This is a genomic window from Amphritea sp. HPY (assembly GCF_050870985.1).
In the GTDB taxonomy this organism is placed as follows: Bacteria; Pseudomonadota; Gammaproteobacteria; order Pseudomonadales; family Balneatricaceae; genus Amphritea.
The window spans coordinates 4028931-4054169 of sequence record NZ_CP194015.1; the positions used below are offsets into that span (position 1 = coordinate 4028931).

A 25239-nucleotide genomic window follows, 5' to 3' on the forward strand; every position below is an offset into this window, starting at 1 on the left:
CTGATGCCCAGCACTCTGCAAGGCAAACGCATACTGGTTACCCGGCCTGTCCATCAGGCCGGAGATCAGATTCGTCTGATCCGGCAACTTGGGGCTGACGCCGTCAAACTACCATTGCTGACCATAATCCCCACCCCTGAGGACAGCCCTGAATATCAAATAATAAAAAGCCGCATTCTCGATCTCGACCTTTACCAAAAGATAATATTCATCAGCGCTAACGCGGTCCATTATGGCTTTGAGTTGATCGATCAGTACTGGCCGCAACTGCCAATCGGCATTCAATGGCTGGCTATTGGTAAGCAAACTGCCAGTGCTATGGAGTTGAATCAGGTCAAGGCACTGCATGCCGCCAATGGATATGATTCTGAAGCACTGCTTGCTTCAGAACATCTTCAGCAGGTAGCCGGAGAACGCATTCTGATTATGCGCGGCAGCGATGGCCGGGAGACGCTGGCACAGGAGCTAGCCCGCCGCGGTGCTAAAGTAGAGTATGCTGACCTTTACCAGCGCAGCTGTCCGGACTATACGCCACAAGAGATCAGCAGTACTATTGGTAGTCTGCCGCTGGATGCAATTTTAATCACCAGCGGTGAAGCACTAAAGAATTTAACCCGTGTGTTATCTGCATACGAGGTGACACAAACACCAGTAGTGGTTCCCGGCCAGCGGGTGGCGCAACTGGCAAAGCAACAAGGCTATACCCGGATTACTGTAGCTAACGGACCTGATAGTAAGGCCATGGTACAGAGCATTTTATCGAACCTCGATATGGATGAGTAACAATGAAAAAGAGCGGGAATAACAATCAGACCAATTCCAAAAAGCAGGGAGAGGTGATTGAGGGAGAACTGATCGACAAGGAGAACGCCCCCGCAGAGGAGTCAGCCGACGAGGCGAAGCAGAACACGGCCGCCGCAGCTAAAGCCGACCCTGAAAAAGAGAAGAGCTCTGCGGCCGCCTCTAAAGCAAAACAAACATCTGAGAAACCAGCCAAACCGGGAGCAACCTGGCCAGGTAAGCTGGCACTGCTACTTGCGTTTATCGCAGTAGCCGGAGTTGGTTACCTGTACTGGCTACAGCTTCAGGCAGGCGAGAACCTCAATGCCAGCCAGCAGCAAACCAATGCCTCTGTTGAGACCGCTATCAACAAAAGTCAGCAACAGATCAATCAACAGATCGGCGCTGTCAACCAGCAGATCTCTGGCTTGAAATCCGATAGTGAACAGGAAAAGTCCAATATTACCGAACTGCAGGATCGCCTGACCAAGAGTATTCAACAGGTTACTGCACAACAGCAAAATACCCGCAAAGACTGGTTACTGGCAGAGGTTGAATACCTGCTCCGCCTGGCTAACCAGCGCGTGCTGATGGAACAGACGCCACAGGGAGCCCTGCAACTGCTGCGTTCTGCAGATAAGATCCTCAGTGAAACCGATGACGTCACGATTTATGAAGTGCGCAAAGCGGTTGCCGCTGACATTGCAGCTCTGGAAGCGGTCCCTGAACTGGATACAGAAGGGGTTTTCCTGCGCCTGAGCGCACTCAATGCTCAGGTAGAAAAACTACAGGTTATTCCACTGACCGAACAGCATAAACTCCCCGAAATCATGGATCAGGTAACCAGTGATGAGTTCGCCAGCAACTGGGGTGAAGACATCAAAGTAGCCTGGGCTAAAGTTGCCGATAAATTTGGTCAACTGGTCGTCGTTCAACACTGGGATGAGCCGGTTGAGCCACTGCTGTCGCCACAGCAGAGCTACTACCTGCAGCAGAATCTGCACCTGATGCTGGAACAGGCACAACTATCCCTGTTACAACGCAAGCCCCGCTCCTACCTGACCAGCCTGGAAAAAGCGGAAGGCTGGATTGGCACCTACTTCGAGCAGAAACACAGCAACACCCGAGCACTGCTGAAAGCGCTGACGCAACTGAAGCAGATTGAAGTTGCACCGCAGATGCCCGACATATCCAGCTCGCTAGTCACTCTGAAAGCTTACCTGCTGCAGATGCGCAAGCTTAAGGAAAGGGGGGCAGCATAAATGAAACGGATATTTATACTCCTGCTAGCCCTGCTGTTCGTCGGCGCCTGGGCTGGCCAGAAAATGCTACAGGATTCAGGTTACGCCCTGATCGCCTACGGCCAGACTAGTATCCAGATGAGTATCTGGGTCTTCCTTGCATTATCCATTGTAACCTTCCTGTTACTCCACTGGGGGATCAACCTGTTGAATCGTTCCCTGCAGTCAGGCGCCCGATTCAGGCTCTGGAACAGGGGCCGGAGCCTCAAGGTTGCCCACAATAAAACCCTCAAAGGCCTGATCGCCTTGTCAGAAGGTAACTGGTGGAAAGCTCAGCGCCTGCTTAGCCAGTCCGCAGAGAAGAATGAAATCCCTCTCGTCAATTATCTCGCTGCAGCTCGTGCGGCACAGGAGCAAGGCGAAGAGGAAACCTGCGACGAACTGCTACAAAAAGCGCGCAACAGCACCCCCGAAGCAGAGATTATCGTCGGTATCAGCCAGGCTCAGATCCAGCTCAGCCGCGGCCAGCTGGAACCTTGTCTGGCCACACTGCTGAACCTGCGTAAACGGGCGCCCAAGAACAGCTACGTGATGAAGCTGCTACGCGAAGTATACATCCAGCTCGATGACTGGAAAGCGCTCAGCCAGCTGATTCCTGAGCTGCGCCGGGCAAAAGCCCTGAAGCAGGAAAAGCTACTCCAGACCGAACAGCTCTGCTACAAGAAAATACTGGAGCTGAGCATCAGCCAGACCCTCGCAGCCAGCAACGAAGATAAACGTAAAGCACTCGGCGAAAGCTGGCACAGCATGCCGGGACAACTGATTAAAGATGATATCCTGGCGCGCCATTATACCGATCTGCTAGTCAGTATCGGCGCTGAGGAGAAAGCTGAAGGGGTCATCAAAGACCTGCTGAAGCGAAAATGGGATGAGCAACTGGTCAACCTGTACGGCCGACTCAAAGGTGCTAACCCAAAGAAACAACTGGATACTGCCCGCGGCTGGCTTAAAGACTACCCTCTAAGCCCTGACCTACTACTCACATTAGGCAGGCTATCCCAGCGCAACCAGCATTGGGGAAAAGCCGTGACCTACTTTGAACAGAGCCTGGAGCAGGATCCGCGCGCCGAAACCCTTAGTGAACTGGCTCGCCTGCTACAGCACCTGGGCGAGACCGATCGCACCCTCAAGCTAATGGAGAAGAACCTGACGCTTGTTGGCGGCGGTTTACCTGCTCTACCACTGCCGGAGAAAGGCGCAAAACTGGCAGCACCTGCGGAGCAGCAGCAGCAGCAGCAGTAGCTAGAACGTCGCTGCACGACTTGCTAGATCGCTGAACAAGTTCCGCTAGCTAGTGTCTAGAAAAAGCAAAAGCCAAAAACATAAAAACCGCCAACAGGCGGTTTTTTTATTCCCGCAACGCGGGAATGCTCTTTCTAGCAACTAGCAGGAAAGCTTGATTTCCGTTCTAGCTAGTCGAACTTGTTCGACGGTCTAGCTAGCAGCGCTTGCGCTGCGGTCTGAATAAATAAAAGCTCTGCTTTTATTTATTGCGTGGCGCGTAAGCGAACACATCGGAATGCATGTGCGCTTCGTCGAAGCCTTTTGTTTCACAGGCATCAAGCAAGGCATAAACCATCGCCGGAGAGCCGCTGGTAAAGACTTCAACATCATCGAAACTATCAAAGTCAGCAATCACCGCTTCCGGCAACAGACCGGTACGGCCGGCCCAACCCGGACTATTACCTGGCTCACTGACAGTAAAATGGACATGAACATTGGCATGCTCACTGGCCCACTGCAGAGGCAGCTTTTCCAGATAAAAATCCTGCTCGACCCGGGCACCCCAGTAAATATGAATAGGATTACTGACCTGGTTAGCGAGCAGATGCTCGGCAATACTTTTTATCTGTGAGAAGCCAGTGCTTGCCGCGGCAAGAACAACTGTTGTACTGGCATTAAGTGAGCCCGCCTCCAGATAACAATCACCTTTTGGCAGTTCAATTTCAACACTGGCATTAGTTTGCAGATGCTCCATAATTGCCACTGACAACTCACCTTCCGGCATTCTTCGAATGTGCAGCTCAATATCACTGCTCATATCCGGCGCACTACCGATAGAAAATGCAGCCCGACGACCATCCGGCAAGATCATTTCCAGATATTGACCGGCATGAAATTCAATAGCCTGACGCCCGGTTACCGGCAGATGTAAGCGAACCCGATAAACATCGCTGCTCAACTGTTCTACCGCTGCAATATCACAAACCAGTTTTTTCACTAGTAACTCTCCAGGACGCAACAGTCCTTCTATTTTCACCCAAAGATCACTGCGTGGTACCGCGGTACACGCAAATATATGCGAGGGCTGATGCCCCTCTTCTACTATCAGATCCAGCTCCGGATAACGCTGAATTATACTGCCCTGCAGCAGACTAAGCTGACAGATTTCGCAAACTCCGTTGCGGCAGCTGGATCTCATTTTGTAACCAGCAGTAACCAGACTATCCAGTATCGGTTTACCTGATTCTGCCATTACTACATGTTCATCATTAATAGTAATAGCGTAGCGGTCAGTCACCCAGAATGCCTAACTCATCCCAGATATCGTCAACCCGTTGCTTAACCTTATCGGTCATCGCAATTGGCTCACCCCATTCCCGATCAGTCTCCCCCGGCCACTTATTAGTGGCATCCATACCCATCTTGGACCCCAGACCGGAAACCGGCGAGGCAAAATCAAGATAGTCGATCGGCGTGTTATCGATCAGGGTTGTATCCCGCGTAGGATCCATTCTTGTAGTAATCGCCCAGATCACATCATTCCAGTCCCGCGCATTGATATCATCATCACAGACGATAACAAACTTGGTATACATAAATTGTCGCAGGAACGACCAGACCCCCAACATGATTCTCTTGGCGTGACCCGGATACTGTTTCTTAATCGTCACGACGGCCATACGGTAGGAACAACCTTCCGGCGGCAGATAGAAATCCACGATCTCAGGGAACTGTTTCTGCAAAATCGGTACAAATACCTCATTCAGTGCAACTCCCAGAATCGCCGGTTCATCCGGCGGACGACCGGTATAGGTACTGTGGTAGATCGGGTCCGGACGATGCGTTATACGCTCTACAGTGAATACCGGAAAACTGTCCACTTCATTGTAGTAACCGGTATGGTCGCCAAACGGGCCTTCATCGGCTATCTCTTCAGGATCGATATAGCCTTCGAGAATAAACTCAGCACTGGCAGGGACCTGAAGATCATTACCGATACATTTGGTCACTTCGGTCTTACCGCCACGTAGCAGGCCTGCAAACGCATATTCCGAAAGCGTATCCGGTACCGGCGTTACCGCCCCCAGAATAGTTGCCGGGTCAGCACCCAGCGCAACCGCAACCGGGAACTTCTCACCGGGATGCTGCTCTTTCCACTCACGAAAATCCAACGCCCCGCCGCGATGGGACAACCAACGCATAATCAATTTGTTTTTGCCAATAACCTGCTGTCGGTAGATCCCCAGATTCTGACGCTGTTTGTAAGGTCCCCGAGTGATAACCAGCGGCCAGGTTACCAAAGGCGCAGCATCACCGGGCCAGCAGCGCTGTACTGGTATTTTACTCAGATCAACATCTTCGCCTTCAATTATATGGGTCTGACAGGCTGCCGAGCGGACATTTTTCGGCCCCATATTCAGCACCTGCTTAAAGATTGGCAGCTTCTCCCAGGCATCTCTCATACCTTTCGGCGGTTCGGGCTCTTTCAGCATTGCCAGCAGCTTGCCGACTTCTCGCAGGCTCGCCACATCTTCTTCGCCCATGCCCATAGCCACCCGCTTGGGCGTACCAAACAGGTTAGCCAGCACCGGATAGTCATAGCCTTTCGGATTCTCAAACAGCAATGCCGGCCCAGCGGCACGCAGAGTACGATCGCAGATCTCGGTCATCTCAAGATCCGGATCAACCTCCACTGTAATACGCTTCAGCTCACCCTGTTTCTCAAGGGTCGTGATAAAGTCCCGCAGGTCCTTATATTTCAGGTTACTCATAGTGTCTCGGCAACAAAAAAAAGGGCAAGCCTAAGCTTACCCTTTTTTAATTTAGAAGTGGATCAGGAACGACGCATCGACAGGAAGAACTCATCGTTGGTCTTAAAGTCCTTCAGCTTATCCAATAAGAACTCAATCGCCGCCGAATCCTCCATCGGATCAAGCAACTTGCGTAGAATCCACATCCGCTGCAGCTCTTCTTCAGAGGTCAGCAAATCTTCACGGCGGGTGCCGGAACGACGGATATTGAATGCCGGATAGACACGTTTCTCAGCTACCTTACGATCCAGGTGTACTTCAGAGTTACCGGTACCCTTAAATTCTTCGAAGATAACTTCGTCCATCTTAGAGCCGGTATCAACCAGCGCAGTGGCGATAATTGTCAGACTGCCACCCTCTTCGATGTTACGCGCAGCACCAAAGAAACGCTTAGGACGCTCCAGTGCATGAGCATCAACACCACCGGTCAGTACCTTACCAGAGGAAGGAATCACGGTGTTATAAGCACGCGCCAGACGGGTAATGGAATCCAGCAGGATGACCACATCCTTTTTATGTTCGGTCAGGCGCTTAGCCTTTTCCAGAACCATTTCAGCAACTTGCACGTGACGGGAAGGCGGCTCATCAAAAGTAGAGGCTACCACTTCACCACGCACGGTACGCTGCATCTCAGTTACTTCTTCCGGACGCTCATCGATCAGCAGTACGATAAGATGCACTTCGGGATTGTTACGCGTAATCGAATTAGCAATATTCTGCAGCATCAGAGTCTTACCCGCTTTAGGCGGAGACACCAGCAGAGCACGCTGGCCTTTACCCATAGGGCAAGCCAGATCAATAACCCGGGCGGTCAGATCCTCAGTACTGCCGTTACCCAGTTCCATCTTCAGACGGTCCTGTGCAAACAACGGCGTCAGGTTTTCGAACAGGATCTTGTTCTTAGCATTCTCAGGCTTGTCAAAGTTGATCTTGTCGACTTTTAACAGAGCAAAATAACGCTCACTGTCTTTTGGCGGACGAATCTTACCGGAGATAGTATCGCCGGTACGCAGATTGAAACGACGAATCTGGCTCGGTGAAACGTAAATATCATCGGGACCGGCCAGGTAAGAGCTGTCAGCGGAGCGCAGGAAACCAAAGCCATCCTGCAGAATTTCCAGCACACCATCGCCGTAAATGTCTTCACCACTCTTGGCGTGACGCTTCAGAATAGAAAAAATAACATCCTGTTTACGGGAGCGACCCAGGTTATCCAGTCCCATCTCTTTGGCTATTTCTAGCAGTTCAGGAACGCTTTTCTTTTTCAGTTCGGTAAGATTCATAAGATATCAGTTGAAAGACGCATCAACGGCGTGAGTAGAATAATCAGGCGATCATTCAGACCAGATTGAATTGATATTGTGAAACCGGTTCTAGATACAGATTCCGGAATTTGGAGACAACACTATAGATCGTTGCCAGAAGATAGTCCAGCTATAAAGGGGAGGAATCATTGATCCTGATCAGCTCCCCATATCATGCGTTGTTACAGGCTGGCTTCGATAAATGCAGCCAGCTGAGACTTAGACAGTGCGCCGACTTTAGTTGCTTCAACGTTACCGTCTTTAAATAGCATCAGGGTAGGAATACCGCGAATACCAAATTTCGGTGGAGTCTCGTTATTCTCATCGATATTCAGCTTACAAACCTTCAGTTTGCCCGCGTAATCTTTTGCAATCTCTTCCAGTACAGGAGCGATCATCTTGCATGGTCCACACCATTCAGCCCAGTAGTCGACCAGTACCGCGCCTTCTGCTTTCAAAACATCTTCTTCAAACGAAGCGTCGCTTACGTTAATAATATTTTCACTCATAAAAGCCTCTGCAATGAGATTCGCGATTCAATTAACCGCCAATCATAACACTGTAGCTCAACTATTGTGAATACTCTGTTAAGCACTCTGTTGCTCGCAATAATTCTGCTAAGCTGTGCCAATAATTATCCGGATCTGAGCGTTTATGACACAGGAAAATATAGCCCTCGGCAATAACGAGGCCCCGCTGCTAGCCGCTATTGATCTGGGCTCGAACAGCTTTCACATCGTGGTAGCCAAACTGATTCAGGGTGAACTTCAGCCAATCGACCTTCTGTCCGAAAAAGTACAGCTGGCGGCGGGGCTGGATTGTGACCGCAACCTCACCGAAGAAGCCCAGAACAGAGGGCTCGAATGCCTCAGTCGATTCTCCGAACGTATTAAAGATATCCCACGGAGCAATATTCGCATCGTCGGCACCAACGCCCTGCGTGAAGCCCGTAACAGTAAAATGTTCATCAACCGGGCAGAAAAGCTACTCGGCAACCCGATAGAAACCATCGCCGGTATCGAAGAAGCCCGTCTGATCTATCTCGGCGTATCTCATACTCTGGCCAGCAACAGCGGCCGTCGGCTGGTTATAGATATCGGCGGAGGCAGTACCGAATTTGTTATCGGCGAACGTTTCGACCCATTGCAACTGGAAAGCCTGGAAATGGGCTGCGTCAGCTTCACCCGACGTTATTTCAAAGACGGCCGGATCAACGAAAAGAGCTTTCAACTCGCATCCTTCGGCGCACTGCGCGAGTTACTCTCGATTAAGCGTAAGTACCGCCGCCTGGGCTGGGAAGACTGTGTCGGCTCATCAGGTACCATCAAGGCGATACGTAACGCCTGTATCAATTGTGGATTTAGCAAGGAGAATATCACCGCCACCGCGCTACAAAAGTTACGCCAGAAAATTCTCAGCTATGGCCATGTCGATGAGATAGATATCGAAGGCATTAAGACTCAGCGTAAAGCGGTACTGCCTGCCGGCATCGCAATCCTGTCGGCGGTATTTGATTCGCTGGGCATAAAACAGATGAGCTTTTCAGAGGGCGCCCTGCGAGAAGGCCTGCTTTACGATATGACCGGTCGCCTGCGTCATGAAGATGTCAGGGAGCGAAGCATTAACGCTTTGATGCAACGTTATCGTGTCGATCATGAACAGGCACAGCGGGTTGAGCAGACTGCCATGATAGCCCTGACCCAGGTGCGCGACACCTGGCACCTTGAAGAAACGGCTTACCATAACATGCTGAGCTGGGCTGCCCGCAGCTATGAAACAGGCCTCACCATCGCCCACAGCCAATACCATAAGCACAGCGCTTACCTTCTACTTAACTCCGACCTGCCCGGCTTCACTAAACGTGAGCAGTCACACCTGGCTTCAATGGTGCAGGGCCACCGCAGGAAGTTTCCTGAATCTCATTTCGAAGCGATGACAATGCGTGATGGCAAGCACTATCGCCGCCTTACCGTTCTGCTCAGACTGGCCATAGTACTGCACCGCAGCCGCAGCAAAGAGCGCTTACCAGCGTTCAGACTAGAGGCGCGAAAGAAACAACTCGAGCTGCATTTCCCGGATAACTGGCTCAGCTACCACCCCCTGACCCGCTCCGATCTGGAACAGGAAGCAGGCTATCTCGAGACTGCAGGGTATACGCTTACTATTAAATGACAGTAGCTAGAACGTCGCTCCGCGACTTGCTAGATCGGAAGGTAAACCTTCCTGCTAGTGGCTAGAAAAATCAAATACAAAGTCAAAAACCAAACACATAACGGTCAGCTGTTGTTTATGCTCCCGCATCGCGGGAGTGATTTTTCTAGCTACTAGCTAGTCGAACTTGTTCGACGGTCTAGCAAGCAGCGTAGCTGCGTTCTAGCCACTTAACGCAAAAAGGCTCCCTATGGGAGCCTTTTTTAGTTCGCAGTTGCGATTAAGCTTGTGGGCCTGCCGCGATGATCGCTTCAGCAACACCATCAAACTTCTTGAAGTTCTCGGTGAACTGACCGATCAGGTCATTAGCAGTCGCATCGTATGCGCCTTTGTCTTCCCAGGTAGCACGTGGATTCAGCAGCGCAGAATCAACACCCGGTACAGACTTAGGTACGGTCAGGTTAATACCTGGCAGCTCTTCAGTCTCAGCACCAACCAGCGCGCCATCCTGAATTGCACTGATAATGCCACGGGTTGTCGGGATGCTGAAGCGTGAACCAACACCGAAAGAACCACCGGTCCAGCCAGTGTTAACCAGATATACCTGGCTATCGAATTCTTCGATACGCTTGATCAACAGGTCAGCGTATTCGCTGGCCGGACGCGGGAAGAACGGCGCACCAAAACAGGTAGAGAAAGTGGACTTGATACCACCGCCTGAACCCATTTCTGTAGAACCGACCAGCGCAGTGTAGCCGGACAGGAAGTGGTATGCCGCTGCTTCTTTAGACAGGATAGATACAGGAGGCAGAACACCGGTCAGGTCGCAAGTCAGGAATACGATCGCTTTTGGCTCGCCACCCATGTTGCTTTCAGTACGTTTTTCAACGTGCTCCAGCGGGTATGCACAACGACCATTTTCAGTCAGAGATGTATCGCAGTAGTCGGCTGTACGAGCGTCATTCAGCGCTACGTTCTCAACGATAGCGCCAAAACGGATAGCATCCCAGATGATCGGCTCGTTTTTCTGGCTCAGATCGATAGTCTTAGCGTAGCAACCACCTTCCAGGTTAAAGACAACGCCTTTACCCCAACCGTGCTCGTCATCACCAATCAGGTAACGGGACGGATCAGCGGAAAGAGTCGTCTTACCTGTACCAGACAGTCCAAAGAAAAGAGTCGTGTCACCATCTTCGCCAACGTTGGCAGAGCAGTGCATTGGTAGAACATCTTTCTCAGGCAGCAGGAAGTTCTGTACGGAGAACATCGCTTTCTTCATCTCGCCAGCGTAACGCATACCAGCCAACAGTACTTTACGCTTGGCAAAGTTGATGATCACACAGCCTTCACTGTTAGTACCATCACGCTCAGGATCACAGGCGAAACCTGCAGCATTCAGGATCTGCCATTCTTCCTTCGCTTTCGGATTAAACTCTGCAGGGCGGATAAACAGGTTCTGACCGAACAGGTTCTGCCACGCAGTTTCAGTAGACATCTTAACCGGCAGGTAGTGGCTAGAGTCGGAGCCTACGTGAACGTTGGATACAAAATGTTCGCGTTCAGCCAGATGCTCTTCTACCCGGTTCCACAGCGCGTCAAACTTATCCGCATTGAATGGACGGTTGATCGGCCCCCAGTGGATCGCATCGGAAGTGCTTGGCTCTTCTACGATAAAACGGTCCATTGGAGAACGGCCTGTACGCTTGCCGGTTTTAACTACCAGCGCACCGGTATCAGCGAGAGTTCCTTCACCACGTTGTATGGCTTTTTCAACTAGCTGAGCCGGGCTCAAATTTACGTGTACAGTGTTCACGGTTTCTTTGCTCATTACTGGATTCCCTTGGCCTTTTGCCAAAAAAAATAATTTACCTGAAAAGCTGCCAAGCCCCTGTCGACTTACATTACAACGGGACCCTTTTTTATAAGGAGGCGTATTATGTCAAAAAAGTGTACAAAACACCATCAACTGAGATCGATTCCTATCTGGCTAGCCTGTGCTAATACCTGGGGGGTCAATGTACCTGGTCCGAACCTTCGATATTAGCGCTATCTGAAAACATCATGGTGATATCAGTCTGGTCAAACTGATACAGCTCATTGCAAAACTGACAACTGACTTCGATAACGCCCTCCTCCCTGACTATTTCTTCCAACTCATCCTGAGTCATATACTTCAACGCGTCTTCCGTACGTTTACGCGAACAATCGCATTTAAACTGCAGCGCATCAGCCTCATACAGCCGACACTTTTCATCATGGAACAAGCGGTGCAGAATCGTTTCGTTATCCAGCTGTAGCAACTCGTCATCCTTCAGGGTTGCTCCCAGATAGCTGAAATGCTGCCAATCGTCGCCAGAATCCCCTTTGGCCGGCATAACCTGTAGCAGAAAGCCTGCGGCACGCTCAGCATCAGCAGCCAGGTGAATCTGGGTCGGCAACTGCTCTGAACGGCTAAAATAGGCTTCCAGGCATTGGTTCAGATGATCACCTTCAAGTGGTACCACACCCTGATAGCGCTTACCGTTTTCCGGTTCAATTGTGATAACCAGCTGACCACCCGCCATCATTTCACGGAAACAGCTATAGTCCGGCAGTTCTCCTTCAAACCGGGCAATGGCCCGCAGGTCACGCTGATGGTTACATTCAGCCACTAAAACCCGGACCTGATTTTCACTTTGCGCTTGTAACATCAGGCGGCCATCAAATTTAAGAGTTGCACTGAGCAAGCTTACTGCGGCCATCATCTGGCCAAGAATATCGCGTAACTGATCCGGATACTGGTGCTTAGCCAGCGCCTGCTGGTAGCTATCCTTAAGTCCGGTTAAAACACTGCGGATATCGGCGTCTTCAAACAAGACTCTCTGAATCTGATCGGGGCTACTCATGCTTACTCTCGTTGTACCTGGGCTGATTCGGCACAGCACACCGGATCTTCCGGTCGCTGTAAAATTATGCGCGCAATATTAACACAGTGAATCGGCGCCTTGAATCCGTCAAAAGTGAATCATGGAGCTTGCCGGGGAGGAGCAAGGCCTTATTCGCAGCGTACTTAACTATCTTTAAACTGCATAATTTTACGCCGTTCTTTCTTATTTGGCCGATGATCCGGAGCCGCAGTACCGCGCATGCTCTTGCGCTGGATTGCGGAGGTCTCCCGCTTTTCGATGCTGGCTTCGGTTTCCCTGTATAGTGTCAGCGCTTCCGGAGCCCCCCGACGCTGATCCGATATAGCCTCAATAATGACAATTTTTTCATCATATCCCTGACGAATTACCAGCCTGGCACCAAGCTCGACATTACGGCTGCACTTTGCACGCTGACCTTCATAATGAACTTTGCCGCCCTCGATCGCCTGCTTAGCAATAGCGCGGGTCTTAAAAAAACGTGCAGCCCAGAGCCACTTATCCAGGCGGACCTTCGGTTGCTGATTGCTACTATTATTCATTTATTTGCTGATTATCTCGTTGAAGTGTTCGATCGCTTTAAAATCATCGATCTCACGTTTTGGCTGCTGACTATCGGGCTGACTGATGCTCAGCAGATGGCCAATGCCGTACTGCCGGGCAGACTGCAGCACCGCCAGACTATCATCCACCAGCAAAGTACGGGCGGGGTCAAAAGGTTCATCCTGCTGCAGTTGCCGCCAGAAACCCTGATCTTCCTTTGCAATCTGATAATCATGGGAACTGATTATCCGATCAACCAGCTGATCCAGCCCGGTTTCTTCCAGCTTCAGATCGAGACTATCCCGGTGAGCATTTGTCACGATCACCGTCCGTTTGCTTTCACTGCGCAGGTGCGCCAGAAAATCCTGTACATGGGGGCGAAACGCAATACGCTCCCGAATCTCGCGTTTCAATTCGGCAATATTAACTTTCAGTTCTGCGGACCAGTAGTCCAGGCAATACCAGTTAAGGGTTCCCTGTTCTTCTCTGATACGTTGATGTAACCACTGCCTGGCCTCGGTCTGATCCATGCTATGCAGCTGTGCATAACGCACCGGCAGATGCTGCAACCAGAAGAAGGTATCAAAATGCAGATCAAGCAGAGTGCCATCCATATCCAACAGCACCGTATCGATATTTTGCCAATCCATATAAAAAGTCTGACCAGAGGGTTAATATTACTAATATTGGACATTTAATTCTGAGGATCGATCCAGTATGCCTGCAAAACCCGAAATTTTGAAGGTGACCGCTGCCACCGAAAGCCGCCTGTTTAAGGTAGAGCAGATAGAGCTGCGATTTTCCAATGGCGTCGAACGAACCTATGAACGCCTGGCAAACAGAGGCCGGGGCGCGGTAATGATCGCAGCCATCGATGAAGACGACAACGTGCTGTTGATTAAAGAATATGCCGTGGGTCTGGAAGATTACCTGCTAACCCTGCCTAAAGGGCTGATCGATCCGGGTGAAGATGCTCTTCAGGCCGCTAATCGCGAGTTAAAAGAGGAAGCCGGTTTCGGCGCCAACCAGCTGGAAGTGATCAAGCAGATGACCTCTGCACCGAACTACATGGGCCATAAGATTACTTCGATACTGGCCCGTGGATTATTTCCCTGCCGACTGGAAGGTGATGAGCCGGAAGAGATGGAAGTTGTGCGTTGGCCCCTGAGTAGAATAGAAGAGCTGTTCGCCCGTGATGATTTTTCTGAAGCCCGGGCAATTGCTGCACTGTATATGGTACGCGATAAACTCAGGCTGGCCTGACCATGCTCCTGCAGCCACTAATCAAACCTCTGCAGGTTATCAGCCACCATGCGGGTCAGGCCATAATGCAGGTTTACCAGCGGAATGATTTTGGTATCCGATCGAAAGCGGATGATTCACCGCTTACAGAAGCTGATCTGGCCGCCCACAGAGTCATCCACAAGGCACTGCAACAACTTACCCCACAAATCCCGCAGCTGAGTGAAGAAGACGCCAGTATCAGTTTTGCCGAACGGAGTCAGTGGCAACAGTACTGGCTGATTGATCCATTGGATGGCACTAAAGAATTCATCCGTCGCAATGATGAATTTACCGTCAATATAGCCCTGATCGAAAACCATCGGCCGATTTTGGGAATCATCTATCTACCGGTTAACAACACCTTTTATTACGGCGGCATAGGTATTGGCGCCTGGATACGGCAAGGATCTGGTCCGGCGCAACAGATTCACTGCCGTAAATTGAGTTCCAGCCTGAGAGTGCTGACCAGTCGACGACATAAGAATGACCGTGACCTGCCACTTCTGAACAAGCTACCAACACACTTTGACTCCGTCACTACGGAAAGCTATGGCAGCTCTTTAAAGATGTGTCGGATCGCCGAAGGTAAAGCTGACTTCTATCCCCGCCTCTACCCCACCTGTGAATGGGACACCGCAGCAGCCCAGGCGATCGTAGAGGCCGCCGGTGGACTGATAATCGATATCGATCTAAAGCCACTTCGATATAACCTGAAAGACAGCCTGCTCAATCCCGACTTCTTTGTTATAGGCGACCCGAACTTTCCAGCTAAGCTACTTACCGGTTAAGGTGTTTTACATTCCCGCGAGCCAACCCGAATAATACTTGCAACTTTCGACTGCATCGCCGGCTCGGTGATAGTTCCCGCCATAATCTGTTCGACTTCATTGTCACTGAACTGTTTATGGACATAATCAGCCAGGCAGCTGCATTGTTCTTCCGTTGCTGTACCACCCGCAACACAGCCCTCTTTAAACGGTGCCCAGGTTTTTGATGTCAGAAACTGAGTCTTCATGGTGAAGATCACCAGCATGACCGCTGCAATCCAGAGAAATACCTTACCCATAATGCTGATAGCACCTTAAAATTAATCATTATTGTGCTGCCATTCTACCAGTTTGCTAAAAGCTTTCAGCTTACTTTAGTCGACATACGGCGGTTTACTGCAGATAAAACCGTCGTAAATGTGTGGTTTTTCATTTCATGAAAACTATATTTAACGGTGCTATTATGCTGCCACTCGAGTCTGGACTATGCTTGAAAAATCATTACCAAGACCTTATCTATACTTACAACAATAATTTCTATGCTGAACCTGTCACTTAAAGGTAAATACTTATGAGCTTTGAACTACCAGCCCTGCCATTCGCCAAAGATGCCCTGGAACCACACATCTCTGCTGAGACTCTGGATTACCACCACGGTAAGCACCACAACACTTACGTGGTAAAACTGAATGGCCTGGTACCAGGATCCGAGTACGAAGGTAAATCTCTGGAAGAGATCATCATGTCTGCTCCTGCTGGCGGCGTATTCAACAACGCTGCTCAGATCTGGAACCACACATTCTACTGGAACTGCCTGTCACCAAATGGTGGCGGCGAGCCTACCGGCGCTATTGCCGATGCGATCAACGCTAAGTGGGGATCTTTCGCAGCTTTCCAGGAAGAACTGAACGACAAAGCCGTCAACAACTTCGGCTCCAGCTGGACCTGGCTGGTTAAGAATGCAGATGGTTCACTGGAAATCGTAAACACCAGCAACGCTGGCACACCGATGACCAATGGCCAGAAAGCACTGCTGACTGTTGACCTGTGGGAACACGCTTACTACATCGATTACCGTAACGTTCGCCCTGACTACCTGAAAGGCTTCTGGGCGCTGGTTAACTGGGACTTTGTAAACCAAAACTTTGCATAAAAGTTCGCCAGCTTAATCAGAACTACTCAAAAAGAGACACCTGCGGGTGTCTTTTTTTTTGATCCGTGCTGAAATGGATTACACTTATTAGGAATTTGCTAAAAACGACAAAAAATTTATCTGCCGTAATTAGTAACCGATATGGATTTCACATCAGTTTCAGGGATTAATTGTAGCAATGCGAAAAACCTATTTTCCTCTCATTACTGCCGCCTGGTTAGCTCTGACCATCGTGATGATGGGGCTTACCCTGCTGTCAGATTACAATCGGCTGAATAAAAACCTAACCAGTGATGCTCACTACGTCTACTCTTCAGCCTACGAAAAGACCCATATCAATGAAGTCCTGCTACAAAACTTCACCGCACTGGTCAGTGCAAACCCATTAGATCAGGCGGTTATTCGCAGCTTTGCCAGTGATATGCGTAAACATTATCCCCATATAATACGGCTGCAGATATTACAGCAACAACCGATATCTCCAACCGACTCAGCCTACTTTACCGGCACCGCTTTCAACAGTGACAACAATGAAACGCAGCCACTACCTTTTCCAATTATATTCATAGAACCCCTGAGCCCGGACACCCGCTACCTGCTGGGAGATGATCTGCAACTCAATCCAACCTTTGACGAAACCATTAAATATGCCCGAAAGTATCATCAACCGGTCGCATCGCCACCATTTGCTTTAACTAACCAGCGTACCGGTTACAGTTTGTTTCTGGCGTTTTATGATCGCAACACCCCGCCAGATGAAGGTAATCTGTATATCGCATCCCTGGTGATCGATATCGCCAGCTTGCTGCCCAGCTCCAGCTTTCTTAACCAGGGTGCCAGCGTCACCCTGACCAGTGAACAGGGGGAAATTCTCGACCAACGCTTCTCCCCGGACCAGGATAAACGAACAGGACAATGGCTTCCTCTGCTGAAGCAGCAGCATACGATTAATACGTTTGGTCAGTCATTCCAACTTGAGATCAGTCAGCAAGTCACCCTAAAGAATTTAAACCTGACCCTGCTCATTACTATTCTGTTCAGTTCGTTCGCCGTCTATCTTCTGCTGATGGCTTACCTGCGCCAACGCCTCAGTGTTGAGGATGAGCATTCAAACATATACAACAAACTCAAAATTGAACGCCAGCAGCTGGAACAACGGATCCACACCCGAACCCAGGAGCTTAGTGACCAGCTGATTGAAAACCGGCGTCTGACTCACCAGGTTCTCGCAGTTCAGGAAAAGGAGAGACGCAATCTGTCACGGGAGCTGCACGATGAACTGGGCCAATCTCTGACAGCGATTCGTACCGACGCCAAGATTCTCAAACGTATTCATCCCGAAGAGAGCAGTATCGTAAACCAGACCGCAGATTCGATCGATGCCATCGCCCAGAACATCTACGATGTAACCTACGGTATGATGCGCACACTGCGCCCTTCCGCCCTCGACGACCTTGGCCTGATGGATGCGATACAGGAGTGCATCGTGTCCAATCGCTTTGAAGAACACAGCATCACCCTGCATACCGACTTCAGAGGCGCCCTGAATGAGATGTCAGAGGATTACAACATCACCTTGTTCCGCCTGACCCAGGAATCATTCAGCAATATTATTAAATATGCCCGGGCCAAAAATGTCTGGATCGATATTCATCGAACTCAGTCAGGACAGCGCAAAGAGATCAGCGGCGACCGCATCGAGCTGATGATCAGTGATGACGGGATTGGCTTTAATATTGAGCAGGAAGCGTTTAAGAGCGGCTTCGGCCTGATAGGGATGCGGGAACGGGTCAGAGCCCTCGGCGGCACCTTCCAGATTCGCCGCAACCATGAAAGCGGCACCCGCATTGTTGCGATTATTCCGATCGCACCTGAACATTCAAAAGAGCTTGCAGGTGTGGCCATAGCTGATCAAGAAGTACCGGTTGGGCACGGGCATTAGGGTGCAGGCCGTCAGCCTGCATAAGTTCAGGCCGCAACACTACAGGCGCCATAAAGAAAGGTACCAGCGTTGCATTTTGTTGCTGTGCGACCTGACCAAAGATGCTCTGAAACTGCTGGCTATAGCTGGGGCCGTAATTAGGCGGCAACTTCATTTCCAACAATATAACGCGAGCCCCTGCCGCCTGGGATTGCTGCACTAATGTCATAAGATTACGCTGCAGAACTGTCAGTGCGGTCCCCCGCAGACCATCATTAGCACCCAGTTCAATCATCACCAGTTGCGGCTTGACCCGCTGCAGCTGACGGGTTAACCGGGTGACGCCGCCGTGGGTGGTTTCACCGCTGACACTGGCATTAATCACCTGATGGGAATAGCCTTTGTTGTCCAGCCTTTGTTGTAACAGGGAAACCCAGCCTTTTTCACTGGGCATGCCATAAGCCGCCGAAAGGCTATCGCCCATCACTAAAATTGAATCGCCCCATGCTAAGCTAGAAAACAGAAACAGCAGGATTGCGGATACAGGTGCCATGGATACTCCAGATTTAAAGCCGGTAATTGTTGCCAGAAACGTCGCCAAGAACTTTGCCGATATAAACCGGCCACTGACTATTTTCAATGATATCAGTCTAGCGGTAAACAGCGGAGAAAGCGTAGCGATTACCGGCCCATCAGGCGCAGGAAAATCAACTTTACTAAGCTTACTGGCAGGTCTGGACCAACCGGTTGCCGGTGACATCGAGATTCTCGGCAAGCCTCTGGCATTGATGGATGAAGCCAGTAAGGCTGAGCTAAGGGCACAACATATCAGCTTTATTTTTCAATCATTTCAACTGCTACCGGAGCTCAACGCTCTGGATAATGTTCAGCTGGCGCTGGAGATACAGGGGCATCCTGAACCGGAACAACAGGCCACACATTGGTTAAATCAGGTAGGCCTTGAACAACGTCTAAACCATACCCCGGCACAACTATCAGGCGGAGAACAGCAGCGCGTAGCGATTGCCCGGGCATTTGCCACCCGCCCCAGCCTGCTGTTTGCTGATGAGCCGACCGGCAATCTGGATGATGCCACCGGCAGTGAAATTATCGATCAACTGTTTCGCCTCAATCAGCAGCAAGGCACAACCCTGATTCTGATCACCCATGACCAGCAGCTGGCGCAACGTTGCCAGCGACGACTCAAACTACACCGCGGTCAGTTACTGGAAGTATCAAATGCGACATAACAAGCTACCAGAACAATCTGAGCGACGCCGATTCAAAACTTTACTTTTCTCGTGGCCCTGTTCTGGAAAAATCAAATACGACATAACAAGCTACTGGAACAATCTGAGCGACGCCGATTCAAAACTTTACTTTTCTCGTGGTCAGTTACTGGAAAAATCAAATGCAACATAACAAGCTACGAGAACAATCTGAGCGACGGCGACCCAGGCTTTTCTCGTGGCCAGTTCCTGGAAAAATCAAATGCAACATAACAAGCTACGAGAACAATCTTAGCGACGGCGACCCAGGCTTTTCTCGTGGCCAGTTCCTGGAAAAATCAAATGCAACATAACAAGCTACGAGAACAATCTGAGCGACGGCGACCCAGGCTTTTCTCGTGGCCAGTTCCTGGAAAAATAAGATGAGGCATAACAAGCTACTTTCGATGGCCTGGCGACAAGCGGTTACCGATCTGCGCCATATCGAGTGGCGCTCGTTGCTATTGGCGATTGCTTTGGCGACGACTTTAGCCACCTTTCTCTCCTTACTGGGTAATCAACTTGAAAAAGGGCTCGGTCAGCAGACCGCCGAAATTCTTGGCGCCGACCTGACCCTGAGCGGATCGAGACCCGTAGCCGACGAAGTCCGCGCCGCAGCAAGCCAGCAACAGCTACAGCAAACGGAAGTCATTCAGTTCTCATCGATGCTCAGCTTCAGGCAACAGATGTTACTGGGCTCTGTTCGCGCAGTCACCACACCCTACCCCCTGCGGGGCAGTATCATAACGGACTCTGGCAATACCCCGGATATACCCGCACCAGGCACCGCCTGGGCAGAACCGCAACTGCTGGAGCGACTGGGCGCCAGGATAGGCAGCCAGGTGCAACTGGGTTACAGCCAGTTCACAATTAGCGCCACTATGCTGAGCTCACCTGACCGCGGCAATGGTTTCCGTAGCTTCAGCCCGCAACTGCTGATCAATAGGGCAGACCTCGCCGCTACTCAGGTTATACAACCCGGCAGCAGAATCGGCTACCGCATGCTGTTCAGCGGCAGCGAATCACGCATTAAAGGCTTTGAACGATGGTTGCAAGATCATCTCGAGCCACAGCAACGCGTCTGGTCAGTCTATGCCGATCAGCCGATGGCCCCAGGCGCTCAGCGTAATGCATCTATGTTCCTGAAGCTGGCGGCGCTGTTTGGCCTGTTACTCTGCGGTCTGATTATCAGCCTCAGCCTGCAACGTTATAGCCTGTCCCAGTATCAGCGCTGCGCCCTGCTGATCAGTCTGGGAATGAGCCGCAGTAAACTACTATGGCTGTATTTTACTCAGCTCTGCATCGGCTGGAGTCTTGCCGTGTTGCCCGGAACCCTGCTCAGTCTCGGACTGGTCAGGCTGGTTGCCTATATGTTGCAACCCATTCTTCCCGCAGGACTCCCCCCAGCAGATCCTCAATATTATGCCAGCGGTGCAATGCTGAGCTTTGCTTTGCTTCTGATTATCGGTTTTGTACCGCTGATCCGAATGAGCCGGGTACCGGTTATGGGGTTACTGCGACAGGAAGCACTCAATCCGGGGGCGTTGCACTGGGGCGGACGATTGTTATTGGCAACTGGAATCTGGACAGTGCTGGCCATCTATCTTAGTTCTGCGCTTTCTGCACTACTGGCGATTCTGCTAAGTGCTGCCATTACACTGCTGGCCGGGCTTATCGCCAGCACTGCACTGGCACCAATGGGTAAAGCCACAGCGCGCCGCTTCAGGTTAGGTCGACTACTCAGATACAGGCTCGTGCAACAACGTAAGTGGCATCGAATGCAGCTGGGCGTGATGAGTCTGCTACTGGCCCTGCTCAGCACTCTCTTTCTCAGTCGAAGTGAATTAGTCGAGCGCTGGCAGGATCAACTGCCCGGCGATGCCCCGGATCAGTTCCTGATCAATATCCAGCCATGGGAGCTGGAGCCGCTCGGTAACTTCCTGCAGCAAAGCAATATTGAACATCAGCTATACCCGATGATTCGTGGCCGGATTATTGCCATCAACGGACAACAACCTGAGCAACGACTCAGCGCCGAACAGTTACAGCATAACTCGCTTCACCGTGAGTTGAATCTAAGCTGGTCTGCTGTCGCGCCGGATCATAACCAGCTGGTAGCAGGACAGTGGTGGCCTCAGGGCAGACAACAAACTGCCGGGCCCTTGATTTCAATTGAGCAGGAGCTCGCCGCAAGCCTTGAACTTAAACTTGGCGACCAACTCAGCTTTGATCTGGCAGGGCAGGAAATAACAGCAGAGATCAGTAATATTCGCGCGGTCGAATGGCGTTCCTTTAAACCAAATTTCTATGTTATTTTCAGCCCGGGAGCTCTGCAACAATTTCCCCAAACCTATATCACCAGCTTCCGCCGGCCTGACAACAGGGAAGGTTTTTCACAACGACTGGTGCAACAGTTCCCCGCGCTGACTCTGATCGATGTACGACAGATAATCGCTCAGGCAGAGCGCCTGATCAGACAGTTGATTCAGGCTTCGGGAGTGATATTGCTACTGACTTTATTAGCGGGATTATTCCTGATTCAACTGCTGCTGCATCAGGAGTTGGAACAACGTAACCATGAAAACTCAGTATTACGAATACTGGGTGCCACGACGACACAAACCCGTCGCCTGGATCTGTTGGAGTTTTCCCTGCTGGGATTATTGAGCGGATTAATGGCAGCCTTCATCAGCGAACTGTTAGTTGGCTTTATCAGCTACCGGCTACTGGGATTGCCACTTATTCTGCACCCATCCATGTGGCTCGCCCTGCCCGCAGGCGGAATATTAATCTTCATATCCAGCACCTTGCTTCGCAGGACAAAGTCGCCCGGATTATAAACCAAGAGCTATAGACCCAGAGAGGCAGTTGGCGCTGTCCCCGCATCATCTAATCGGGGCACAGGAAAGCAGCTGAATAATCGCTCGCCAGGGATATTTGCCAGCAGATTCTCCTTAATCGTATCCGACCGTAGCTGGGCTAAAGCAATCAGCCTTTGATTCAGTTCCTCAGCAAGGGCCTCGGCGGGCAGTGGCTTCTTACGGGCCGCGTTCTCTTCTAACAATACCGGCTCCAACTGTAACTGATCCTGCTGTACCGCCTGACCACAGATATTCAGACGCATCCCTTTACGCTCGGTCATCATCCCGCTGATTTTAGTCAGGTAATCGAGCGATTCAGCACTTAAAGCAGCCTCACCCGGTGCAAACCCAACAGGCTGGAGGGTTATAAATGCGCCGTCGGCAGCGCTTTTAGCCAACGTTATAAGGGTGGCATAAGGCTGTAAAGACTTGGTCAGAATGCCGAAAGCAGCCTGCTTCAAACCTTTTCCAGCAAGGCGCTGTACCACGCTTTGCAAGCCAAAATCAGGATCTTCCAGCGAGCCACTAATAGGAATATCCAGATCAATGTTGTCATCACTATCTTGCAGGATAGCGATCGCCGTGCCTAACGGCATCGAGAGCTGCTTACCAAACTTTGCCATCTGCTCCTGATCTGCAGGTTCAACTTCGAGGCGATTAAGCTGGATATGATTACTGCCTTCAATCATTCCCTCATTCAGTTTGCCGCTGCTCGTCAGGTGTAACTGGCCACTCTGCAGATAATATCCGGTATAACGAATACTATAAGGGCTGAGCCGCGGCATCTCTAGCTGTTGCAGTTCGCCTTTCCAATTGGCACTGTCACCGCCTCCGGCCAGGTTAGTCGCGCCATTCAGGTCCAGCCGGGTAAACTTATTCAGCGCCAGTTTCAGGTCGAAAGGAGACATCGCTCTGCTGGCGGTATCCAGCTGTTTAATACTGGCCTGTTCCAGCAAGATTTCAGTTTTAAATACCGGTTCAGTACCCAGATCCTCAAAATATATCCGGTTGTCACCGCGCAACCTGATCTCACCCACCAGAACCTGCAGGGGCGGCCCCGAAGGTTTTTCTTCAGCGTCCACTTCACCCTCAGAAGTTTCTGCAGCACTGTTATCTACTGCCGTCATTGACTCTATAGACGCCAACAGCCGATCAACATTCAGTGGAGCACCTTCGGCGGACAGGCTTTCCCGCAAGGTATTATCGACCAGCGTAATCTGCCCGATTTTCAGAACCGAATCAGGTTCAAAATGAATATCATTAACGGCAAGCTGACGGAACTGGCTCAGGCTGACCGATTCGGTCTCGCCAATCCTGGCGTTGTCTGCAGTGATCATAGCAATATCGGCAATGCCATCGGCAGCGAGCCCAATGCTTTCAAGCTTCAGCTGTTGTAGCTGCAGTAGAGAATGGTCGTTCTGTGCTGTAGTGAGGCGGGTTTCGGCCAAGGCCAATGTTTCAGCTTGCATACTGAATCGCGGTTTATCATTGCTGAGATCCAGGCTCACTGCGCCGCTCCAGCCAAAAGAGGCCAGTGCCAGCTGCAGTTTTTTTGGCATAACAAGGTCGCTGCTCTGACCACCCACATCCCCTTTAGCAACGATCGATGCAGGTTTGCCAGCAGCAATATCGACGGCAACATCACCCTGCCACCTTAAGCTCTGCTGCTTAAGCGCCAAAGCTTCATCCTGCCACGCAAGATCATCAAGCCGCAACGAACCCTGCTGGGTTATTTTGGCATTATCTCCGGTCATTTCGGCGCTGATCACCAGGTCAGTGCTCAGGGTCGCTTTTAATCCCGGCAGGAAAGGTTTAGTAAATGAATGTAGCGGCAACCGTTCAAGTTTAATCGTCAGTTCAGAACGCTTGGTATCCGGTAATGGTTTGGCCTGGGTATCCAGATCAAAACCGCCACCATTAATCGCCCCATGCAGATTTATGCTGGTGAACTCCTGCTCCCGCCACATATAGAATTTTTGTAACGAGCCGTTACTAATATCGAGTTTATGGGTCTGTTCAGGTAACCGGGCCTGCCAGCTAAAGTCATTAATACTCAGCTGATCTAAACCAAACAACCAGGCCGACGGTGCCTGTTCATCCGTTTGTAGGTCTTCTGTTTCCGGCGCAGGCGTAATCTCAACGGGACCTAAGAACAGGCGCTCAGTATCACCCTCTTTGGTCTGCCGGATATCCAGGCTAACACCATCAAGCACCACCTGACTGAGCAGGATACGCTGCTCCAACAGTGCACTGTTATCAATATCCAGTACCAGCAGGTCAAGTCGTTGTACCGGCTGATCCGGAGTCACTATCTTCACCCCTTTGACGGTAATACGACCGGTAAACCAGTTGATTCCAAGATGCTGTAGTTCAGCCTTTTCAGCCCCCTGATCCAACAGCCATTGCACTGCAATATCCCGGGCCAGATAAACTCCGGTATGTAATATCAGAAACAGCACAACCAGGCTGATAACCGTTTTACGCAACATCCCTTTGAAACTCATAGCAGCAAGCCTTTATAACAAGCATATAATCAGACACAACCTTTGATACTAGCAGCTCAACCGCTCTTGATCTGCAAAAACCAAAACTTCAGGCTAAAACTTTTATCGGGACTAAGCCCTTGTTGCTACAGCACTTTAGGATCGGGTTGGGGGACTGAGACAAAGATATAACTATCCAGCCGGGGCTCGGATTGATAGAATCGCCGCCGAAACCACATGAAAGATGTCTTAAGACACGCAGCAGTAGTGGTTTACAACAGTTCTATTACTTACATTTACGGGTGACTAATCATGGCTAATCATGACGAAAACTTCCGTGATGGTTCAGGTCCGGTATGGATCCTGATCAACCTGTGCGCACTGGCCTGGATCACTATGCCAGCCAGCATCGCATGGTCCCGGGTTATGTTTTAACCCGCCATCACCGGAACAAAAAAAAAGGCCTTCATCATGAAGGCCTTTTTT

The 25239-nt window shown here is 50.7% G+C and carries 22 protein-coding genes; 11 read left to right on the plus strand and 11 right to left on the minus strand.

Features of this window, described 5'->3' with window-relative positions; translation table 11 throughout:
- The first annotated feature begins 3 nt into the window (after positions 1-3).
- From ACQUQM_RS17995 to ACQUQM_RS18005, 3 genes are read left to right on the plus strand one after another with little or no spacing between them, the layout of a single operon-like run.
- Positions 4-783, plus strand: a complete 780-nt coding sequence (locus tag ACQUQM_RS17995; RefSeq protein WP_432471243.1) for a uroporphyrinogen-III synthase — start codon at positions 4-6, stop codon at positions 781-783.
- Positions 784-785: 2 nt separating this feature from the next.
- Positions 786-2042 carry a uroporphyrinogen-III C-methyltransferase gene (locus ACQUQM_RS18000; RefSeq protein WP_432471244.1) on the plus strand — a complete coding sequence of 419 codons (1257 nt, stop codon included), beginning with the start codon at positions 786-788 and terminating at the stop codon, positions 2040-2042.
- Complete coding sequence (locus tag ACQUQM_RS18005) at positions 2043-3323, plus strand: heme biosynthesis HemY N-terminal domain-containing protein (RefSeq protein WP_432471245.1); 1281 nt, start codon at positions 2043-2045, stop codon at positions 3321-3323.
- Between the two features lie 241 nt (positions 3324-3564).
- Here the strand turns inward: ACQUQM_RS18005 and ACQUQM_RS18010 are convergent, their stop codons facing one another.
- The 4 genes from ACQUQM_RS18010 to trxA form a co-directional block, all read right to left on the minus strand.
- Complete coding sequence (locus ACQUQM_RS18010) at positions 3565-4602, minus strand: FAD-binding oxidoreductase (RefSeq protein ID WP_432471246.1); 1038 nt, start codon at positions 4600-4602, stop codon at positions 3565-3567.
- A complete protein-coding gene (gene ubiD / locus ACQUQM_RS18015; protein WP_432471247.1) occupies positions 4595-6076 on the minus strand; it encodes a 4-hydroxy-3-polyprenylbenzoate decarboxylase in 1482 nt (493 codons plus the stop codon). The genes ACQUQM_RS18010 and ubiD overlap by 8 nt, the downstream gene beginning before the upstream one ends.
- Positions 6077-6138: 62 nt before the next feature.
- The gene (gene rho / locus ACQUQM_RS18020) at positions 6139-7398 is read right to left on the minus strand and encodes a transcription termination factor Rho (protein WP_432471248.1); all 1260 of its coding nucleotides are present in this window, start codon (positions 7396-7398) and stop codon (positions 6139-6141) included.
- 203 nt (positions 7399-7601) lie between these two features.
- Positions 7602-7928 (minus strand): thioredoxin TrxA, encoded by a 327-nt coding sequence (trxA, locus tag ACQUQM_RS18025; protein ID WP_432471249.1) that lies wholly within the window; start codon positions 7926-7928, stop codon positions 7602-7604.
- 145 nt (positions 7929-8073) lie between these two features.
- Here trxA and ppx point away from each other — a divergent pair, with 145 nt between their 5' ends.
- Positions 8074-9591 (plus strand): exopolyphosphatase, encoded by a 1518-nt coding sequence (ppx, locus tag ACQUQM_RS18030; RefSeq protein WP_432471250.1) that lies wholly within the window; start codon positions 8074-8076, stop codon positions 9589-9591.
- Positions 9592-9850: 259 nt separating this feature from the next.
- Here the strand turns inward: ppx and ACQUQM_RS18035 are convergent, their stop codons facing one another.
- From ACQUQM_RS18035 to yrfG, 4 genes are all read right to left on the minus strand, one after another.
- Entirely contained in the window at positions 9851-11398 is a 1548-nt protein-coding gene (locus tag ACQUQM_RS18035; RefSeq protein ID WP_432471251.1) for a phosphoenolpyruvate carboxykinase, read from the minus strand.
- Between the two features lie 184 nt (positions 11399-11582).
- The gene (gene hslO, locus ACQUQM_RS18040; RefSeq protein WP_432471252.1) at positions 11583-12455 is read right to left on the minus strand and encodes an Hsp33 family molecular chaperone HslO; all 873 of its coding nucleotides are present in this window, start codon (positions 12453-12455) and stop codon (positions 11583-11585) included.
- Positions 12456-12619: 164 nt separating this feature from the next.
- The gene (hslR, locus tag ACQUQM_RS18045; RefSeq protein WP_432471253.1) at positions 12620-13015 is read right to left on the minus strand and encodes a ribosome-associated heat shock protein Hsp15; all 396 of its coding nucleotides are present in this window, start codon (positions 13013-13015) and stop codon (positions 12620-12622) included.
- A complete protein-coding gene (yrfG, locus tag ACQUQM_RS18050; RefSeq protein WP_432471254.1) occupies positions 13016-13666 on the minus strand; it encodes a GMP/IMP nucleotidase in 651 nt (216 codons plus the stop codon).
- A gap of 67 nt (positions 13667-13733) precedes the next feature.
- On the opposite strand from yrfG, the gene nudE reads away from it, so the two are divergent.
- Both nudE and cysQ read left to right on the plus strand, forming a co-directional pair.
- Entirely contained in the window at positions 13734-14279 is a 546-nt protein-coding gene (gene nudE / locus ACQUQM_RS18055; RefSeq protein WP_432471255.1) for an ADP compounds hydrolase NudE, read from the plus strand.
- Positions 14280-14281: 2 nt separating this feature from the next.
- Positions 14282-15088 (plus strand): 3'(2'),5'-bisphosphate nucleotidase CysQ, encoded by an 807-nt coding sequence (gene cysQ, locus ACQUQM_RS18060; protein ID WP_432471256.1) that lies wholly within the window; start codon positions 14282-14284, stop codon positions 15086-15088.
- On the opposite strand, the gene ACQUQM_RS18065 is transcribed toward cysQ, so the two are convergent.
- On the minus strand, positions 15085-15366 hold the full coding sequence (locus ACQUQM_RS18065; RefSeq protein ID WP_432471257.1) for a hypothetical protein: 282 nt from the start codon (positions 15364-15366) through the stop codon (positions 15085-15087). The two genes, cysQ and ACQUQM_RS18065, sit on opposite strands and share 4 nt — an antisense overlap.
- Before the next feature lie 272 nt (positions 15367-15638).
- Here ACQUQM_RS18065 and ACQUQM_RS18070 point away from each other — a divergent pair, with 272 nt between their 5' ends.
- Complete coding sequence (locus ACQUQM_RS18070) at positions 15639-16220, plus strand: Fe-Mn family superoxide dismutase (RefSeq protein ID WP_432471258.1); 582 nt, start codon at positions 15639-15641, stop codon at positions 16218-16220.
- A 178-nt stretch (positions 16221-16398) separates the two neighbouring features.
- Entirely contained in the window at positions 16399-18162 is a 1764-nt protein-coding gene (locus ACQUQM_RS18075) for an ATP-binding protein (RefSeq protein WP_432471259.1), read from the plus strand.
- On the opposite strand, the gene ACQUQM_RS18080 is transcribed toward ACQUQM_RS18075, so the two are convergent.
- Positions 18077-18694, minus strand: coding sequence for an arylesterase (locus ACQUQM_RS18080; RefSeq protein ID WP_432471260.1), 618 nt, complete (start codon positions 18692-18694; stop codon positions 18077-18079). The genes ACQUQM_RS18075 and ACQUQM_RS18080 overlap by 86 nt on opposite strands.
- Here ACQUQM_RS18080 and ACQUQM_RS18085 point away from each other — a divergent pair.
- Together ACQUQM_RS18085 and ACQUQM_RS18090 are read left to right on the plus strand one after the other, a co-directional pair.
- The gene (locus tag ACQUQM_RS18085; protein ID WP_432471261.1) at positions 18693-19391 is read left to right on the plus strand and encodes an ABC transporter ATP-binding protein; all 699 of its coding nucleotides are present in this window, start codon (positions 18693-18695) and stop codon (positions 19389-19391) included. The genes ACQUQM_RS18080 and ACQUQM_RS18085 overlap by 2 nt on opposite strands.
- Before the next feature lie 401 nt (positions 19392-19792).
- Positions 19793-22249, plus strand: a complete 2457-nt coding sequence (locus tag ACQUQM_RS18090) for an ABC transporter permease (RefSeq protein ID WP_432471262.1) — start codon at positions 19793-19795, stop codon at positions 22247-22249.
- A gap of 8 nt (positions 22250-22257) precedes the next feature.
- Here the strand turns inward: ACQUQM_RS18090 and ACQUQM_RS18095 are convergent, their stop codons facing one another.
- Positions 22258-24774, minus strand: a complete 2517-nt coding sequence (locus ACQUQM_RS18095) for a DUF748 domain-containing protein (RefSeq protein ID WP_432471263.1) — start codon at positions 24772-24774, stop codon at positions 22258-22260.
- 291 nt (positions 24775-25065) lie between these two features.
- On the opposite strand from ACQUQM_RS18095, the gene ACQUQM_RS18100 reads away from it, so the two are divergent.
- Positions 25066-25188, plus strand: a complete 123-nt coding sequence (locus ACQUQM_RS18100; RefSeq protein WP_432471264.1) for a hypothetical protein — start codon at positions 25066-25068, stop codon at positions 25186-25188.
- The last annotated feature ends 51 nt before the right edge of the window (positions 25189-25239 follow it).

Coding starts and splice junctions, on each gene's coding strand:
- ACQUQM_RS17995 (WP_432471243.1), top strand. CDS start 4: ATGCCCAGCACTCTGCAAGGCAAACGCATACTGGTTACCCGGCCTGTC.
- ACQUQM_RS18000 (WP_432471244.1), top strand. CDS start 786: ATGAAAAAGAGCGGGAATAACAATCAGACCAATTCCAAAAAGCAGGGA.
- ACQUQM_RS18005 (WP_432471245.1), top strand. CDS start 2,043: ATGAAACGGATATTTATACTCCTGCTAGCCCTGCTGTTCGTCGGCGCC.
- ubiD (WP_432471247.1), bottom strand. CDS start 6,076: ATGAGTAACCTGAAATATAAGGACCTGCGGGACTTTATCACGACCCTT.
- rho (WP_432471248.1), bottom strand. CDS start 7,398: ATGAATCTTACCGAACTGAAAAAGAAAAGCGTTCCTGAACTGCTAGAA.
- trxA (WP_432471249.1), bottom strand. CDS start 7,928: ATGAGTGAAAATATTATTAACGTAAGCGACGCTTCGTTTGAAGAAGAT.
- ppx (WP_432471250.1), top strand. CDS start 8,074: ATGACACAGGAAAATATAGCCCTCGGCAATAACGAGGCCCCGCTGCTA.
- ACQUQM_RS18035 (WP_432471251.1), bottom strand. CDS start 11,398: ATGAGCAAAGAAACCGTGAACACTGTACACGTAAATTTGAGCCCGGCT.
- hslO (WP_432471252.1), bottom strand. CDS start 12,455: ATGAGTAGCCCCGATCAGATTCAGAGAGTCTTGTTTGAAGACGCCGAT.
- hslR (WP_432471253.1), bottom strand. CDS start 13,015: ATGAATAATAGTAGCAATCAGCAACCGAAGGTCCGCCTGGATAAGTGG.
- yrfG (WP_432471254.1), bottom strand. CDS start 13,666: ATGGATTGGCAAAATATCGATACGGTGCTGTTGGATATGGATGGCACT.
- nudE (WP_432471255.1), top strand. CDS start 13,734: ATGCCTGCAAAACCCGAAATTTTGAAGGTGACCGCTGCCACCGAAAGC.
- cysQ (WP_432471256.1), top strand. CDS start 14,282: ATGCTCCTGCAGCCACTAATCAAACCTCTGCAGGTTATCAGCCACCAT.
- ACQUQM_RS18065 (WP_432471257.1), bottom strand. CDS start 15,366: ATGGGTAAGGTATTTCTCTGGATTGCAGCGGTCATGCTGGTGATCTTC.
- ACQUQM_RS18070 (WP_432471258.1), top strand. CDS start 15,639: ATGAGCTTTGAACTACCAGCCCTGCCATTCGCCAAAGATGCCCTGGAA.
- ACQUQM_RS18075 (WP_432471259.1), top strand. CDS start 16,399: ATGCGAAAAACCTATTTTCCTCTCATTACTGCCGCCTGGTTAGCTCTG.
- ACQUQM_RS18085 (WP_432471261.1), top strand. CDS start 18,693: ATGGATACTCCAGATTTAAAGCCGGTAATTGTTGCCAGAAACGTCGCC.
- ACQUQM_RS18080 (WP_432471260.1), bottom strand. CDS start 18,694: ATGGCACCTGTATCCGCAATCCTGCTGTTTCTGTTTTCTAGCTTAGCA.
- ACQUQM_RS18090 (WP_432471262.1), top strand. CDS start 19,793: ATGAGGCATAACAAGCTACTTTCGATGGCCTGGCGACAAGCGGTTACC.
- ACQUQM_RS18095 (WP_432471263.1), bottom strand. CDS start 24,774: ATGAGTTTCAAAGGGATGTTGCGTAAAACGGTTATCAGCCTGGTTGTG.
- ACQUQM_RS18100 (WP_432471264.1), top strand. CDS start 25,066: ATGGCTAATCATGACGAAAACTTCCGTGATGGTTCAGGTCCGGTATGG.